The organism is Acetobacter musti, from assembly GCF_011516835.1.
Taxonomy (GTDB): Bacteria; Pseudomonadota; Alphaproteobacteria; order Acetobacterales; family Acetobacteraceae; genus Acetobacter; species Acetobacter musti.
Window position 1 is genome coordinate 120,602 of sequence record NZ_WOTB01000004.1, and the last position, 15,289, is coordinate 135,890.

Annotated in this window: 15 protein-coding genes; 7 read left to right on the forward strand and 8 right to left on the reverse strand. The window is 58.7% G+C overall.

Going from position 1 to position 15,289, the window contains the following annotated elements:
* Positions 1-85: 85 nt before the first annotated feature.
* Positions 86-331: a hypothetical protein gene (locus GOB93_RS04605; RefSeq protein WP_338422291.1), complete on the forward strand. Its 246-nt coding sequence runs from the start codon at positions 86-88 to the stop codon at positions 329-331.
* Positions 332-355: 24 nt separating this feature from the next.
* On the opposite strand, the gene mutL is transcribed toward GOB93_RS04605, so the two are convergent.
* The gene (mutL, locus tag GOB93_RS04610; RefSeq protein WP_173582321.1) at positions 356-2,194 is read right to left on the reverse strand and encodes a DNA mismatch repair endonuclease MutL; all 1,839 of its coding nucleotides are present in this window, start codon (positions 2,192-2,194) and stop codon (positions 356-358) included.
* Between the two features lie 104 nt (positions 2,195-2,298).
* On the opposite strand from mutL, the gene GOB93_RS04615 reads away from it, so the two are divergent.
* Positions 2,299-2,754, forward strand: coding sequence for a YaiI/YqxD family protein (locus tag GOB93_RS04615; RefSeq protein WP_173582322.1), 456 nt, complete (start codon positions 2,299-2,301; stop codon positions 2,752-2,754).
* A gap of 14 nt (positions 2,755-2,768) precedes the next feature.
* On the opposite strand, the gene GOB93_RS04620 is transcribed toward GOB93_RS04615, so the two are convergent.
* Positions 2,769-3,785, reverse strand: coding sequence for a glycosyltransferase family 4 protein (locus GOB93_RS04620; RefSeq protein ID WP_173582323.1), 1,017 nt, complete (start codon positions 3,783-3,785; stop codon positions 2,769-2,771).
* Between the two features lie 21 nt (positions 3,786-3,806).
* Positions 3,807-4,670 carry a UDP-2,3-diacylglucosamine diphosphatase gene (locus GOB93_RS04625; RefSeq protein WP_173582324.1) on the reverse strand — a complete coding sequence of 288 codons (864 nt, stop codon included), beginning with the start codon at positions 4,668-4,670 and terminating at the stop codon, positions 3,807-3,809.
* A gap of 165 nt (positions 4,671-4,835) precedes the next feature.
* Between GOB93_RS04625 and GOB93_RS04630 the strand changes: the two genes are divergently transcribed.
* Positions 4,836-5,807, forward strand: coding sequence for a diacylglycerol/lipid kinase family protein (locus tag GOB93_RS04630; RefSeq protein WP_242010536.1), 972 nt, complete (start codon positions 4,836-4,838; stop codon positions 5,805-5,807).
* On the opposite strand, the gene GOB93_RS04635 is transcribed toward GOB93_RS04630, so the two are convergent.
* Entirely contained in the window at positions 5,740-6,660 is a 921-nt protein-coding gene (locus GOB93_RS04635; RefSeq protein WP_173582325.1) for a polyphosphate kinase 2 family protein, read from the reverse strand. The genes GOB93_RS04630 and GOB93_RS04635 overlap by 68 nt on opposite strands.
* Positions 6,661-6,692: 32 nt before the next feature.
* On the reverse strand, positions 6,693-7,448 hold the full coding sequence (locus GOB93_RS04640; RefSeq protein ID WP_173582398.1) for an SDR family NAD(P)-dependent oxidoreductase: 756 nt from the start codon (positions 7,446-7,448) through the stop codon (positions 6,693-6,695).
* Between the two features lie 92 nt (positions 7,449-7,540).
* On the opposite strand from GOB93_RS04640, the gene GOB93_RS04645 reads away from it, so the two are divergent.
* The gene (locus GOB93_RS04645; RefSeq protein WP_173582326.1) at positions 7,541-8,143 is read left to right on the forward strand and encodes a YqgE/AlgH family protein; all 603 of its coding nucleotides are present in this window, start codon (positions 7,541-7,543) and stop codon (positions 8,141-8,143) included.
* Between the two features lie 131 nt (positions 8,144-8,274).
* On the opposite strand, the gene GOB93_RS04650 is transcribed toward GOB93_RS04645, so the two are convergent.
* The 3 genes from GOB93_RS04650 to GOB93_RS04660 are packed head-to-tail and all read right to left on the reverse strand — an operon-like array spanning position 8,275 to position 10,606.
* Complete coding sequence (locus tag GOB93_RS04650) at positions 8,275-8,508, reverse strand: DUF6587 family protein (protein WP_173582327.1); 234 nt, start codon at positions 8,506-8,508, stop codon at positions 8,275-8,277.
* A complete protein-coding gene (gene feoB, locus GOB93_RS04655; protein ID WP_173582328.1) occupies positions 8,505-10,364 on the reverse strand; it encodes a ferrous iron transporter B in 1,860 nt (619 codons plus the stop codon). The genes GOB93_RS04650 and feoB overlap by 4 nt, the downstream gene beginning before the upstream one ends.
* 2 nt (positions 10,365-10,366) lie before the next feature.
* Complete coding sequence (locus tag GOB93_RS04660) at positions 10,367-10,606, reverse strand: FeoA family protein (protein ID WP_173582329.1); 240 nt, start codon at positions 10,604-10,606, stop codon at positions 10,367-10,369.
* 183 nt (positions 10,607-10,789) lie between these two features.
* Here GOB93_RS04660 and GOB93_RS04665 point away from each other — a divergent pair, with 183 nt between their 5' ends.
* From GOB93_RS04665 to GOB93_RS04675, 3 genes are all read left to right on the forward strand, one after another.
* On the forward strand, positions 10,790-11,719 hold the full coding sequence (locus tag GOB93_RS04665; protein ID WP_173582330.1) for an SMP-30/gluconolactonase/LRE family protein: 930 nt from the start codon (positions 10,790-10,792) through the stop codon (positions 11,717-11,719).
* 165 nt (positions 11,720-11,884) lie between these two features.
* Positions 11,885-13,708: a translational GTPase TypA gene (typA, locus tag GOB93_RS04670; RefSeq protein WP_173582331.1), complete on the forward strand. Its 1,824-nt coding sequence runs from the start codon at positions 11,885-11,887 to the stop codon at positions 13,706-13,708.
* A 230-nt stretch (positions 13,709-13,938) separates the two neighbouring features.
* Complete coding sequence (locus GOB93_RS04675) at positions 13,939-15,111, forward strand: mechanosensitive ion channel family protein (protein WP_173582332.1); 1,173 nt, start codon at positions 13,939-13,941, stop codon at positions 15,109-15,111.
* Positions 15,112-15,289: the final 178 nt, after the last annotated feature.

The following is a 15,289-nucleotide window of genomic DNA, read 5'->3' on the forward strand; positions in this document are numbered from 1 at the left end:
TCTGTAACACTCTGCCGGATCGAAAGGACTTTCGTAAGGGTTTGACATATCAATGGAGTTTCAGGACCATCACCCGGACAGCGACGTGCGGCAGCCAAAGACCGTCGAACTGACTGCGCTGCATTCATCTGTCTCCCGTTTTGCGTCAACCGATCCTATTATCCTGGCCTGGGCGCAGCAATGTGCCGGTAACCTGGCTGAAGAAGATCAGACAACCGAGGATATGATTCGTCTCTCAGCAACTGTCCTGAAATTCGTTCTTGATCTGGAATTGCAGGCCAGAGCTGCTGTCAGGCAGACACTGCCACGTAAATGGTGTTCTGCGCTCTGAAAAACTCTGATCCGGTCACCTGTTTCAGCGTCTTCTGAAAAGAAGCTCAAGATCGTTCCGTGTCATTCTGACCCATGTCGGGCGGCCATGAGAACAGGTCCCGGCGTGTGGAGTTGCCTCCATGCGGCGAAGCAGCGCACTCATTTCGGCGATCGATAGTTTTCGACCCGCACGAATGCTGCCGTGACAGGCCATGCGCGCGATAACCGCATCAAGTCGTGCATCCAGTGCCGGTGTTTCGTCGATCGTGGCGAATTCATCCGCGTCCAGTTCTTCGGCCAGATCACGCAACAGTTCGACCGGGGATGTGTTGCCGAGCAGAGCCGGTAACGAACGTACGAGTATCGCTCCCGGGCCGAAGGCTTCAATATCGATTCCGAGTTTTGAGAGCGAAGAGGTGCGGGAGACCAGAAGTTCCGCCTGACTTCGGGACAGTTCCACGACATCGGGAACCAGAAGGCGTTGCGCCTGGATGGTGCCACCCAGAAACTGCTGACGGAGTTCCTCGTGAGTCAGCCGCTCATGAGCCGCGTGCTGATCGACCAGGATCATATTCTCATCGCGGGTTACGGCAATGATATAGGTATCGAGAATCTGTGCGACAGGTGCGCCCAGCGGGTAATCAGACTCAGGAGTCGGACTGGCCACCAGATCTTCTATGTCTTTCGTTTGTACTGGCTCGCTCAGCCGGGACGACTCCGGCCGCGTTTCGGGAGCCATGAAGCTTCGGGCGGTCGGTATTGAGCTGAGTGCCAGGCCCGGCTCAGCGAATCCGGGCTGGCGGGGAGGTTCATCCGGCGGATAAAAAATTCTGGCGGTACGGGGTGGTGTAAAGTCCGGCCGCACGCCGACTGAACCAGCGCCGGTCCCGAGAGCCCGTCCGATCGTTCCGATGACCAGGGACCGCACACCGGCTTCATCTGCGAAGCGCAGTTCTGTTTTGGCCGGGTGGACGTTGACGTCGACCTGGTCATAAGGCAGCGCCAGACTGAGTATCGCGACAGGGTGTCTGCCTGCTTCGATGACACGACGGTAAGCAACCCTGATCGCTGTCTTCAGCAGAGGATCGACGACCGCCCGGCCATTGACGAGCATGAACTGTCCGGCTGCTGTGGGGCGATGCACCGAAGGGCTGCAGGCGAATCCTGTCAGACGCATGTTGCCACGTTCTCCGCTGAGTGTGAGGAGGCCGTCGGCATCCGTTACGCCAAGAAGGGCGGCTGCGCGTGCTTCCGGTGTCTCGGACGGACGGTCGAGCACAGAACGTCCATCGATTTCCATAAAGAAGGCGACGCCTGGTGCCGCGAGAGCAAGACGACGCACTGCTGTTTCCGCATGCCTGCCTTCAACGCGGGCGCTTTTCAGAAATTTACGCCGGGCTGGCGTGGCAAAGAACAGATCTTCCACAAGAAGACTGGTGCCAGGCGCTCCCGCGCATGGTTCCGGCGGCAGAATCTGTCCTCCGGCTACATGGATGCGCCACGCGCATTCGCTGTCAGCTTTCCGTGATGTGATTGTCAGACGGGCAGCAGCCCCGATGGAAGGCAGCGCTTCACCACGAAAGCCAAGACTGGCGATTCTGACCAGTGTCTCATCGGTCAGCTTCGAGGTGCAATGCCGCTGGACAGCCAGTTCCAGTTCGTCCGAAGTCATTCCGATGCCGTCATCGGTCACAACAATCCGGTCCGCGCCACCATTTACAATGGCGATCCGGATGCGTCGTGCGTGTGCATCGATGGCGTTTTCGACCAGTTCTTTGAGTGCTGCTGCCGGACGTTCGATCACTTCACCAGCGGCAATCCGATTGATCACATCATCCGGAAGACGGCGCAGTACGGGAAAGGAGGCAGGCATATCGGTCATAGAATATTCATTCTAGCATTTCGTGGCGCGAGACAGGAGGGCACCGATACTCTTTTCCTTTCATCCTCTTTACCTGCAGGGACTCTCTGCGGCAGGAAAGAGAGATGACGAGGATTTTCATTGATGCTGACGCCTGTCCGGTAAAAGACGAGGTCTATCGTGTGGCTGCCCGGTACAGTCTTCCGGTTTCTGTGGTTTCGAACCGCATGATTGCGGTACCACAGAGCCCGGATATCGAACGGATTATTGTCGAGGCTGGCCCCGATTGCGCGGATAACTGGATCGCTGAGCATGCCGGTCCAGGAGACGTGGTGATCACGACCGATATTCCGCTTGCTTCACGCTGTGTGGCATGCGGGGCTGAGGTGCTGGATCCGAAGGGAAAGCATCTCGATGGCAATGCGATCGGTATGGCGCTGGCAATGCGGGATCTGATGACCGACCTTCGGTCTGCCGGTGTGATGACATCAGGCGGTTCTGCCTTCACGAAGACTGATCGTTCCCGGTTTCTTTCCGCGCTGGACACGCTGATTGTCCGGGTCCGGAAAAAGATCCGCTGACAGGCCGGCTGCGTTCAGCCGAACGGGATCAGGGTATTTTCAAACATATCCGTGCAGACGTCCCACGTGAAACGTTCAGCATGCGCACGACAGGCTTTCCGCCTGGCCGTAAGGGCTGACAGGCAGGCCTCCCGCAGATCCGTGCCGGCAGTTCCGACATTTCCCTGAGCAGAGGCCAGAATGTCGCGAGGACCAGTCACATCAAAGGCGGCAACAGGGGTGCCGCATGCTAGGGCTTCCAGGACAACCAGGCCAAATGTATCGGTCAGACTGGGGAAGACAAAAACATCGCCACCCGCATAGGCGGAGGAAAGTTCGTCGTCCTGCAGGCGACCGGTAAAGATTGTTTTCGGAAAGGTTTTTTTCAGAAACGGAAGATGAGGTCCGTCGCCGACGACGATTTTTGTTCCCGGAAGGTCAAGCGACAAAAAGGCGTCGATGTTTTTTTCAATCGACACACGGCCGACATTGATGAAAACAGGCCCGGAAATGCCGCGTTCTGCTTTCCAGTCGCGCCGGGGTTCGGGTGAAAAGCGTGTAAGATCGACCCCTCTCGTCCAGGGAGCGAGACCGGTGAAGCCATGTTTTTTCAGATCTTCCTGCAGGCTGGCTGTCGCGACAAGTGTGGCTCCGGCAGCATTGTGAAAATGCCTGAGTATTGCGTAGGCTGGTCCGGCTCCCATGCCGAGCCGGGTCTGGATGTACTCCGGAAACCGCGTGTGATACGAAGTGGTAAAAGGAAGTCTGCGTCTGCGGGCCCAGCGCCATGCAGCCCAGCCAACCGGTCCTTCCGTAACGATATGGATCGCCTGCGGATGAAATGAGCCGGCAATACGTCCGAACTGAGGTCCGGGGCATACTGCAAGCGGTATTTCCGGATAGCCTGGACAGGGCACGCTCAGAAAACTGTCCGGTCCGACGACGTGAACCTGGTGTCCCCTGCTACGCAGACTGGCGACGATCGTTGTCATTGTCCGCACGACGCCATTGATCTGTGGCGTCCAGGCATCCGTTGCAATCAGAATGCGCAAGACGTGATCTTCGTCATAAAATTATTCCGTTATTGTTTCACGCTGGTCAGCGTGCATCGTCATGCCTTTGCCGGGACGAAAAGGCTGAAAAAAAGATGCCTGCGTGTAGGAAGCTTTCGACTCCACGAGCCAGTCGATCAGAGTAAAAGTGCCATTCCGGTTTTCAACAAGTGCCGTGCAGCTTTCAACCCAGTCACCGGTGTTCATATAGGTAATGCCGTCGATATCCCGGATTTCCGGACTGTGAATATGACCACAGATAACGCCGTCAGCACCGCACCGGCGCGCCTCGCGCGCGAGCGCTTCCTCAAACCGGTCGATGGCCTTGACCGCGCCTTTGACCTGTCTTTTGGCCCAGGCGGAAAACGAGCGATAGGGCAGGCCGAGGCGTCGTCTGACGGCATTGATCCAGCGGTTCATGACCAGCGCGGCGGAATAGGCATGGTCCCCGAGAAGAGCCAGAAACGGAGCATAACGTACGACGCTGTCGAATTCGTCGCCATGCATCACGAGATATCGCTTCCCGTCTGCTGCGGTATGTTCTGCCCGGGGCAGAAGCCGGACGGAGGCGATTTCAAGTTCCATCTGCAGCCAGGAACGAAACATCTCGTCATGGTTTCCGGGAATGTAGATAACGTCCGTACCGCGTCGCGCCATCCGCAGCACTACGCGGAGCAGTTCGTCATGATCTGCGTCCCAGTGCCAGGATCGTCTCAGCCGCCAGCCGTCAATAATGTCTCCGACAAGATAAAGTCTTTCACAGGAAACAGATTTCAGAAAATCTGCGACAAGTCCCGCCCGACTTCCTTTCGTCCCGAGGTGAATATCGGAAAGAAACACCGTGCGATGCGACGTCAGACCAGGAAATGGCGTATCAAAGCTCATGGCGCCCCGCTCATGCAATGTGCGGCTGATAATCCTGTCAGGGTAATAGGTGATCTTCAGCGTAAATTACGTGACAGTTCGATGATTTGTGCAGAGCAGCCATATCGTCCCCTGGTGTTTTCGCGTTGATGCGGTGACAGTGCGGGTGGGAGATGGAGTCAGTCGATGCCGAAGGTCATGTTTGTCATCCATAATCCGACGGCCGGTCGCCGGAATGCTGGCAAACTCTGGGCCGTTCTGGATTGTCTGATGGATCATGGAGTGTCAGTGCGTGTCCTTGAAACACGGTCCGGAGGTCACGCCACTGAACTGGCCCGTTATGCATCCCGTTCCGGTGCGGATGTGATTGTTGCGGCTGGTGGCGACGGCACCATCGCGGAAACTGTGGCGGGTATGACGGGCTCCGCTGCCCGGCTCGGGATCATTCCGCTGGGAACGGCGAATGTGCTGGCGCACGAGTTTGGTCTGCCATCGGATTCAAAAGCCCTCGCTGTCGCACTCACCTCAGCAGAAAGCGTTACACTCTGGCCTGGTCTCATCCAGAGGGCTGACTGGATGCGGCTGTTTGTGCAGATGGTGGGGGTCGGATTTGACGCGCACGTCGTTGATCACATCGATCCGGGTGTCAAACGTTGTCTTGGACGTGGCGCCTATGTCCTGCAGACCTTGCGGGAATTATCACGTTACAGTTTTCCATCGTTGCGCGTGAGTGTCGATGGTACGGATTACCACGCGGCAGGTGTCATCGTGAGCAAGGGACGTTTTTACGGAGGACCCTATCTCGTGGCACCGGACGCGCTGCCGGTCGAACCGGGGTTTTCCGTGCTGCTTTTTGAAAATGGGGGTGCATTTTCGGCTTTGCGGGCAGGTCTGTTACTTCCTTTTGGCAAAATGCCCCATCTGTCTGGTCTAAGATCCTTGCGGGCTTCATGTGTCGAGATCACGGCACCAGAGGATCTGCCGGTCCAGGCAGATGGTGATTCTGTGGAGACGCTTCCTGTTTCCATCCGGGACGCACCGGAACCTGTCAGGCTCGTTGTAGGAGCAGGCTCAGATATTCCCGCTGCTTTTACTCTTTCTCCTCTCCCAGCTGAGCACGCCAGGTATCAAGAGAATGGGAAAATGCCGGGTCCATGACCGGAGGTTTCTGAGCCAGTTTTTCAAGCGTGCCGATAATGGTTTCAAGCACCGTCAGACGGGCAAACCATTTATGGTTGGCCGGAACGACAAACCACGGCGCATAAGGCCGGGATGTATGGCCGATCGCTTCCTCATAGGCATGCTGATACTGATCCCAGAACTCGCGTTCTTTCACGTCGGATCCGGAGAATTTCCATCTCTTGTCATGATCATCCAGGCGGGCGAGCAGACGATTGCGCTGTTCCTCCCGAGAGATATGGAGAAAGAATTTCAGGATGAGCGTACCCTGGCGTGACAGGTAATGCTCGAAATGCCGGATATCCTCGAAGCGCCCTTTCCAGAATGCCGGGGTGCCGACGTCGCCGGGCAGATGTTCCCGGTCAAGAAGCTCCGGGTGTACACGCGTGACGAGGACGTCCTCATACTGACTTCTGTTGAAAATGACGATGCGTCCGGCTGCGGGCGCGTTGATATGGATACGCCACAGAAATCCATGCAGAAGTTCCTGCGGTCCGGGCTGTTTGAAAGACGTCACACTCACGCCCTGCGGATTTACCCCGGACATGACATGTTTGATTGTGCCGTCTTTCCCTGCGGCATCCATTCCCTGCAGCACGATCAGCAGAGATGTTGTGCCATTGGCGTAGAGAAGCTCCTGGAGTTCGAAAAGCCGCTTTTTGGCGATCTTCAGCAGAGCTTTGCCCTGAGCTTTGTCGAGAGGCAGTCCGGCGGTATCAGCCGGATCATAATCAGAAAGGTGGAATGGTTTTTCTTCTCCAACTCTGAAGCGCTGGAGAAGGGCCGACCGGATGTCGGATGGTGCGGCGGTGCTTCCGGGGTGTTCCGTCATATGTATGCTGTCTCCTGTAGCTCCGATGGAACTCAGTCCACACCGTGTTTGACGGCGAGGCCGGCGGATGCCTGGCAGACCGGCATCATCTCGATGCGGTTAATATTGACATGTGCCGGAAGTTTCACGATCCAGGAAACCGTTTCCGCAATGTCTTCCGGCAGAAGCGGATGTGTGTCTTTGTAGACATCGGCGGCTTTCGCATCGTCGCGAAGACGAACGTTGCTGAATTCACTGCCTCCGCAGAGCCCGGGTTCCACGTTGGTCGCCCGGATGCGGGTGCCAAGAAGATCGGAGCGCAGGTTGCGCATGAACTGTGAGACGAAGGCTTTGGTTGCGCCGTAAACATTGGCTCCCGGATAAGGGTAAGTCCCGGCTGTGCTGCCGACTGAAACAATGTGCCCCTTATTACGGTCGACCATACCAGGGAGAAGCGCCCTCGTGATCTCCACCAGCCCCGATACATTGGTGCGGATCATCTGCTCCCAGTCATCGATATTCGCCGTCTGCGCCGGATCGAGGCCAAGCGCGAGGCCTGCATTGTTGATCAGCACATCCACGGTCTGCCAGCCATTCGGCAGACTGTCAGGCAGCGCACGCAGCGAGGCTGTGTCATCCATATCAAGTCTGAATGGCAGAAAAGCGTCACCAAGCACGCTTTTCAGTTCGTCCAGCCGTTCCTGGCGGCGTCCGGTACCGATCACACGATAACCGTCTTTGACAAGCCGGTGAGCAATCGCCTTGCCGAAACCGGCTGTGGCTCCTGTGACCAGAACTGTCCCGACCATCATGTGTCCTCCTTCTATCGTCCGTTCCTGTTCATTAGCCCGCGTCAGTTGCCGTGTTGTCAAATGTCGCGGGGCGCACCATATCTCGGAGTATGTCTCTATCCCTGACTGATACCCTGACTTCCGGCGGAACAGAGGATTCGTTCACCGGGCAACTTCTGATTGCAATGCCTTCCCTGTCCGAGACGGGGTTCGCGCAGTCGGTGATCTATATGTGTGCTCACTCCGCTGACAGCGGCGCAATGGGAATTGTAGTGAACAGGCGCCTCCCTCAGCCAGCCTTCGATGATCTCCTGCTGCAGCTCGACATTGCTCCGGCTCCGCCACGCCGCCGTATAGGGCTGTGTGCCGGTGGTCCCGTCGAGTCAGCACGTGGTTTCGTTCTCCATTCCTCGGACTGGAACGGGGAAGGCAGCCTGACGGTCGATGACAGTACGTGTCTGACCGCCAGCCTGGAAATCCTCAAGGACATAGCTTCGGGTTCAGGTCCGCGGGATGCGCTTCTCGCGCTCGGACATGCGAGCTGGGCCGCCGGTCAGCTTGAGGAGGAGATTGCCCGTGACTCTGCCTGGCTGCTTGCGCCGGCAACACGGGATATCGTCTTCGGAGCGGATCACGCTGTCAAATGGCGCAAGGCACTTGCGGGTATCAATATCGATCCGTTGCGACTGGCGTCTTTTGTCGGGAACGCGTGAACAGTTCCGCGCTCTGGTGAAAGCAGCAGGTGCCACCCGATAGTGTGGCGGTGACTGGCAAATGGCTCTGCAAGATAAAACGCGGCAGATGACCGGAAACAGGTTCGACTCTGGCTGAGCCGAATATGTTCTTAGTGGCAGCCTCCGCCATCTTTGCCACAGCCCTTACATCCGCCACATCCACTTCCGGATCTGGTCGTGATGCGTCCGGCCACGGCGTGACGCAACGGGGCTGGCGCGTGTACGACTTCGAGAACGCTGCCGGCTCCCTGCCACAGTGTGCGCGTCACGGATGGAGCCAGACGTCCGATCCAGTAGAGAGCACAGGCTACGACTGCAACACTGACGATAAACGCTTCGATCATGACGGCCCTCCTCCCAGCGCCAGCGCAACCCGCCATGTGACGAAGGATGCAGCATAGGCAAGCCCGAACAGATAGGTGGCGGTCACGGTAACCATTTTCCAGCCCCCTGTCTCACGGCGGATCACCGCCAGCGTGGAAAAGCACTGGGGCGCGAACACGTACCAGGCCAGAAGGGACAGGGCCGTCGCCAGGCTCCACTGCGCCGAAAGGATCGGGGTCAGCTGCGCGGCGGCATCCGTATCAGAGCCGCCAGTGGCATAAACGGTTGCCAGAGCGCTGACAGCTACCTCACGTGCCGCCAGACCCGGGATAAGAGCCACACAGATCTGCCAGGTAAATCCGATCGGTGCAAAGACCGGCAGAATCCAGTGTCCGATCATCCCGACAAGACTGTAATCGATCGCAGGTGCCGTAGCGCCCGTCGGTGGCGCGGGAAAGCTTGATAAAGCCCAGAGCAGCACACTCACCGTCACAATGATCGTGCCGACACGGGACAGGAAGATGACTGCCCGCTGCCACAGCCCGAGGCCAAGATCTCTCAGATTGGGCAGGCGATAGGCTGGCAACTCAAGCAGCAGAGGATGCTCGGTCGCTTTGCCGCCACGCTTGAGAACCCATGCGACAATCAGTGCGCTGAGAATGGCAGCGATATACAGGCCGAACAGCACCAGACCATGCAGGTTGAACAGGCCTCCCACGGACCGGTCCGGAATGAACGCGGCGATCAGCAGCGTGTAAACCGGAAGACGCGCCGAGCAGGTCATCAGCGGCGCGATGAGAATGGTCGTCAGCCTGTCCCGTGGATTCTGAATGGTGCGTGTGGCCATGATCCCCGGCACAGCGCAGGCAAAGCTGGACAGCAGCGGAATAAAGGACCGTCCGGACAGCCCGGCCGATGCCATGATCCGGTCAAGCAGAAACGCCGCACGCGGCAGATAGCCGGACTCTTCCAGCACCAGAATCCACAGGAACAGGATCAGGATCTGCGGAAGATAGACGATAACCGTGCCTGCCCCTGCGATCACGCCATCCACCAGAAGGCTCTGCAGTACGCCGTCCGGCAGAATATGCCGCACCGTCTCGCCAAACCCGGTCACCAGGGCATCGACAGCATCCATCGGAGGCTGTGCCCAGGAGAAGACCGCCTGAAACATGACAAACATCAGCGCGAACAGGATCAGCAACCCCCAGACCGGGTGCAGCACCCAGCGATCCAGCCGGTCCTCTACTTCTTCGGCAACAGCGGAGGGGCGGGTCACGCAGTCGGCCAGCAGCCGCCGCACCGTCGCATGTATGTCCTCATTTCCCGGCAGGGGAGCAGGGCCGACAAGCGGCGGATGATCCAGCAGATCCAGCAGATCAGACGCCCCGTTCTTCCGGATCGCGACCGCCGTCACGACAGGAACGCCCAGTTCCTGCTGCAGTCGCGGGACGTCGATGGCCAGTCCCTGTTTGCGGGCCGCGTCCAGCATGTTGAGGACGACAATCATCGGACGACCGAGCTGCCGGACTTCCAGCGCAAAACGCAGATGCAGGCGCAGATTGGTCGCGGACAGAACGCAGATTAGCAGTTCCGGCGCCGGCTCACCCCGGTAGCGCCCGGCGCAGACATCCCGTGTGACGGCTTCATCAGGACTGGTCGCCGTCAGACTGTAGGCGCCCGGCAGATCGAGCAGCCGGACGGCGCGACCCGACGGCGTGGTCAGCCGGCCCTCCTTGCGTTCGACCGTCACGCCCGCATAGTTCGCAACTTTCTGCCGGCTGCCCGTCAGCTGGTTGAACAGGGCTGTCTTGCCGCAGTTCGGATTGCCGACCAGAGCGGCCCGCAGCGGAAGATTTTCGACCATTGCGTCCATGATCAGGCCGCATCCCGCAACACCACGCGGGAAGCCTCCACCCGGCGCAGTGCAAACCGCGTAAAGCCGATTTTCACTGCGACCGGATCGGCGCCGAACGGACCGAATGCGATGATCCTGACCGGCTCGCCCGGCACAAAGCCGAGTTCCCGAAGGCGCACGGCGACGACATCATCGGCCTCACGGTCCTCGATGTGGTCTATGATCGCTTCAGATCCGGGTGACAGTTCGTTCAGGCGCATGGCTGCGGATTGTCCGCCTGTGCAGAGTTGAGAATGATACCTATTTCCTTCTCTGTCCCATGTCCATCCTGGCGTGTTGTGCGATGCGGGATGAATCTGGCAGGACGGGCATAACGGGAGCGCAACCCTGTTTCGGGGAGGGGCGTTCCGTTGCCTGTCTGACGGATAAAGGGAGCGCACGACATGACCGCAGAGACCAGAGCGGAAGCTGTGCCGTTCGATCCACGGGATAAGGCGCTGAATGCCCCGGTCTGCATCTGGGATCTGAAAGCGGAACTGGGAGAGGGACCAGTCTGGAGCGAAGCGGAGAAAGTTCTCTGGTTCGTCGATATTCTCGGTCACAAAATTCATCGTTACAATCCGGTCAGCGCCGCGACACGATCATGGGACACGCCGGTCCGGCCCTGCTTTCTCGTCCCGCTGAAAGGCGGGGATGTGCTTTGCGGCATGGAAGACGGACTTCGCCGGTTTGCTCCGGCCACCGGACAATTCGACGATGTTCTCGCTGTCGAGCGCGATCTGCCCGGAAACAGAGTCAATGACGGGCATGTCGATCCTTCAGGCCGCCTGTGGTTCGGTACGATGGACGACGCCGAGGAAAACCCCACGGGCTCCTTGTACAGCATCGGTGCCGGTCACAGGCTGATCCGTCATCATAACGGCTACACTGTCAGTAACGGCCCCGCCGTCTCCCCGGATGGCCGGATTCTGTATCAGTGTGACTCGGGGCTGAGCACGATCTATGCATTCGATCTCGCGCCGGATGGCACGCTGAGTGAAAGACGGATCTTCGCGAAAGTCGGGGATATGGCTCCTGACGGACTCGCAATGGACCGTGCCGGAACGCTCTGGGCCGGCGTCTGGGGTGGTGGCCGGATCGAGCGCTTTCGCCCGGATGGAACGCGCCTGGACCCGATCGCCATTCCGGCCCGCAATGTGACCAAGGTGGCTTTCGGTGGCGCGGAAGGCCGCACGGTTTTTGTCACCACGGCCCGAAAAGGTCTCTCCGATGCCGTGCTGACAGCCGAACCGCAGACCGGGGGACTCTTCTGTCTGAGAACGGATGTACCGGGTCTCGTTCAGGGTGCCGTTACTTTCCCTGTTGCGAACTGAGTCCCCGGAAAGCGCCTTTTACCGGGCACGATCACGCCGCTGCGATGAAGTTTCGCGTGCATTCTGCCGCTGTCCTCTCTATGGACTGCGAGCAATGAAGGCCCGCCGCAGACTCCTGCAGTCTGTGGCGGGTCTGTGTGCAGGAAAGATCAGGCCCGCTTTACGATGGAAATCCGCAATATCGCCATTATCGCTCACGTCGATCATGGCAAGACCACGCTCGTTGATGAACTTCTCAAACAGTCCGGCTCCTTTCACGAGCACCAGCAGGTCTCTGAGCGCGCGATGGACAGCAACGATCTTGAAAAAGAACGTGGCATCACCATCCTCGCCAAGTGCACTTCCGTGGTCTGGAAAGATACGCGGATCAACATCATTGACACCCCGGGCCATGCTGACTTCGGTGGTGAGGTTGAGCGCATCCTGAGCATGGTGGACGGTGCGATCGTGCTGGTCGACGCGGCCGAAGGTGCACTGCCGCAAACGAAGTTCGTGGTCGGCAAGGCGCTGGCCCGTGGCCTGAAGCCGATCGTTGTGGTGAACAAGGTCGATCGTGGCGATGCCCGGCCTGATGAGGTTCACACCGAGATCTTCGACCTGTTCGCCTCTCTGGGCGCGAATGATGAGCAGCTCGACTTCCCGATGCTCTTCGCATCCGGTCGTCAGGGCTGGGCCGACACGGAACTGGACGGACCCCGCAAGGATCTGTCCCCGATGTTCGACCTGATCCTGAGCCACGTGCCGCCGCCGGCTCTCGACAAGGACAAACCGTTCGCGATGGTCGCGACGATCCTCGAATACGACAACTTCCTCGGCCGTGTGCTGACAGGTCGCGTTGAGCAGGGTCGTGCGAAGGTCAATATGCCGGTGCGTGCGATCCGTCAGGATGGAACGATCGTTGAGACCGGACGCCTGACCAAGCTGCTGTCTTTCCGTGGTCTTGAGCGGGTGCCGGTTGATGAGGTCGAGGCCGGCGATATCGTCGCGGTTGCGGGTCTTTCCGACACCACCATTCCTGACACGATCGCCTCTCCGGAAGTCACCGGGCCGCTCCCCGCCATTCCGGTTGATCCACCAACTCTGTCGATGACCTTCCGCCTGAATGATGGTCCGCTTGGCGGCCGTGAAGGCAAGAAAGTCACGTCCCGGCAGATCCGTGACCGTCTGTTCAAGGAGACGGAAGGCAACGTTGCCATTCGCGTCACCGACAGTCCGGAAAGCGAGGCGTTTGAAGTCGCCGGTCGTGGTGAGCTTCAGCTGGGCGTTCTGATCGAGACCATGCGTCGCGAGGGTTTTGAGCTGACGATTGGCCGTCCCCGGGTTCTGTTCCGTGAGAACGAAGAAACCGGCGAGCGTGAGGAGCCTTACGAAGAGGTTCTGATCGATGTTGACGAGCCGTATTCGGGCGTTGTGGTTGAGAAGATGTCCCTGCGTAAGGGCCAGATGCAGGACATGCGGCCTTCAGGCGGCGATAAGGTGCGTCTGACCTTCCTGATCCCCTCACGCGGTCTGATCGGCTATCACGGCGAGTTCCTGACCGATACGCGCGGCACAGGCATCATGAACCGTCTGTTCGCAGGGTATCAGCCTTATGCCGGTCCGATCGAAGGGCGCCGGAACGGCTCCCTGATCTCGTCGGAAGACGGTGTGACGACGCAGTATTCTCTGTATTCGCTGCAGGATCGCGGCACGCTGTTCCTGGGCGCTGGCGAGAAAGTTTATGTCGGCATGATCATCGGTGAGCATTCGCGCGAGAATGATCTTGAAGTGAACTGTGTCCGTGAAAAGAAGCTCACCAACATCCGGGCGGCCGGCAAGGATGAGGCTCTGCTTCTGACCCCGCCGCGCAAAATGAGCCTTGAGCAGGCGATCGCCTATATCGAGGATGACGAGCTGGTGGAGGTCACGCCCTCGGCTGTCCGTCTGCGGAAGCGTTATCTTGATCCGCATGAGCGCAAGAAAAACGAGCGTTCATCCAAGAAAGACTGAGCTGACTATTTGCGGGGCGCGCCATGTCAGGCGCGTCCTGTCTGTGTTTCCGGAATTTCGCGCCGCTTTCAGCTTTGCCGGAGCCGCGCCCGCATTTCCGTTCTGCGGAGTGCTCTTTCACACTGCTGACATTCTTACGGGAACGTGAACGCGTGCTTTGCGTTCGTTCCTCGCAGGATATTTGTGTGAGCTTTGTTTTTTCCGTCCCGAAAACAGGAGAATGACGCGGTTTGAGAGGAACTTTTTTTTCTTCGCTTTCGGATATCCGGTCCTGGTTTGGCTGGATGCCACCAACTCTCGCTTCGCTGCTCATTCTCTTCATGCTCGGGGCGCTTGCCGCCATCATCAGTGGCTTTATTATCCGGCGGGTTCTGGCACGTATTCCGGGACGCAGATCAGGGTCACTGATCCGCACCGCAGCCGTTACCCTGCGCCATCCCGTGCAGATCGCCGTTACATCGACGCTCATGATTTTCGCTATTCCGGCTCTTGATCTTCCGATCCCGATGGCCGGTGGTCTGGCGCATCTGTTTGCCGTGATCCTTGTTCTGGCTTTCGGGCTGGGGCTGATGAAAAGCGCGCGCGTCGGCGCCACAAGCTATATCTCGCATCTCGATGCCTCAGCCGATGATCGCGAAGAAGATATTCTTGGGCGCAAACACCTGACACAGGTCCGGCTGTTACAGCGGATGGCGGAAATCATTATCGGCGTGCTGACGATCGGCGCGGCGCTGATGACGTTTGATCCCGTACGGCAATACGGCCTCAGTCTGCTCGCCTCGGCCGGTGCCGCGTCGATTATCGTCGGCTTCGCAGCCCGGTCGGTTCTTACCAATCTTATCGCCGGCGCTCAGATTGCGGTTACGCAACCCATCCGCATGGGCGATATGATCGCTTTCAACGGGGACTGGACCTGGGTCGAGGAGATCAATTCGACCTATGTGGTGCTGCGTTGCTGGGATAAGCGGCGCAGAATTGTGCCTCTGTCCTATTTTCTCGATAATCCTTTTGAGAACTGGACTTACAACTCTGCCGAGCTGGTCGGGGCTGTCTATCTCTACCTCGATTTTCTGGCGCCGATGGACATGATCCGGACGCGGCTTGCGGAGATCGTTGAGGCCTGTCCGGAATGGAATGGCAAGGATTTCAGCGTACAGGTCGCCGATGCCAGCGAGCGGACCATCATGATTCGCATTACCGCCGGTGCGCGTACTGCCGTTCGCAGCTGGGATCTGCGCTGTGCGATACGCGAGAGGATCGTGTCCTGGATACGGCAAAACTGCCCGGAAGCATTTCCGCAGACACGTTTCTCCGCTCACGCGTCGGAAGAACGTGATCGTCCGTGGGGATACGACGGACCTTCCACGCTCCGGCCGGGGATCGAGGGACGGCCGGGCCGCTGATCCGGCGCTGGCGCCGGAGACACGGATTACCCGCATTGAAAGCCCGTTGTCGCGCTGGTAAGCGTGCGTCATCGGTTTATGTCTTGAGCTGGGTCCTGAGCTGGCCATTTTTCTGATCGGGTTCGCACGCTCAGGCGGTGATTCCTGGAACCTGTTTACAATGCCGGAGCGAGGCGAC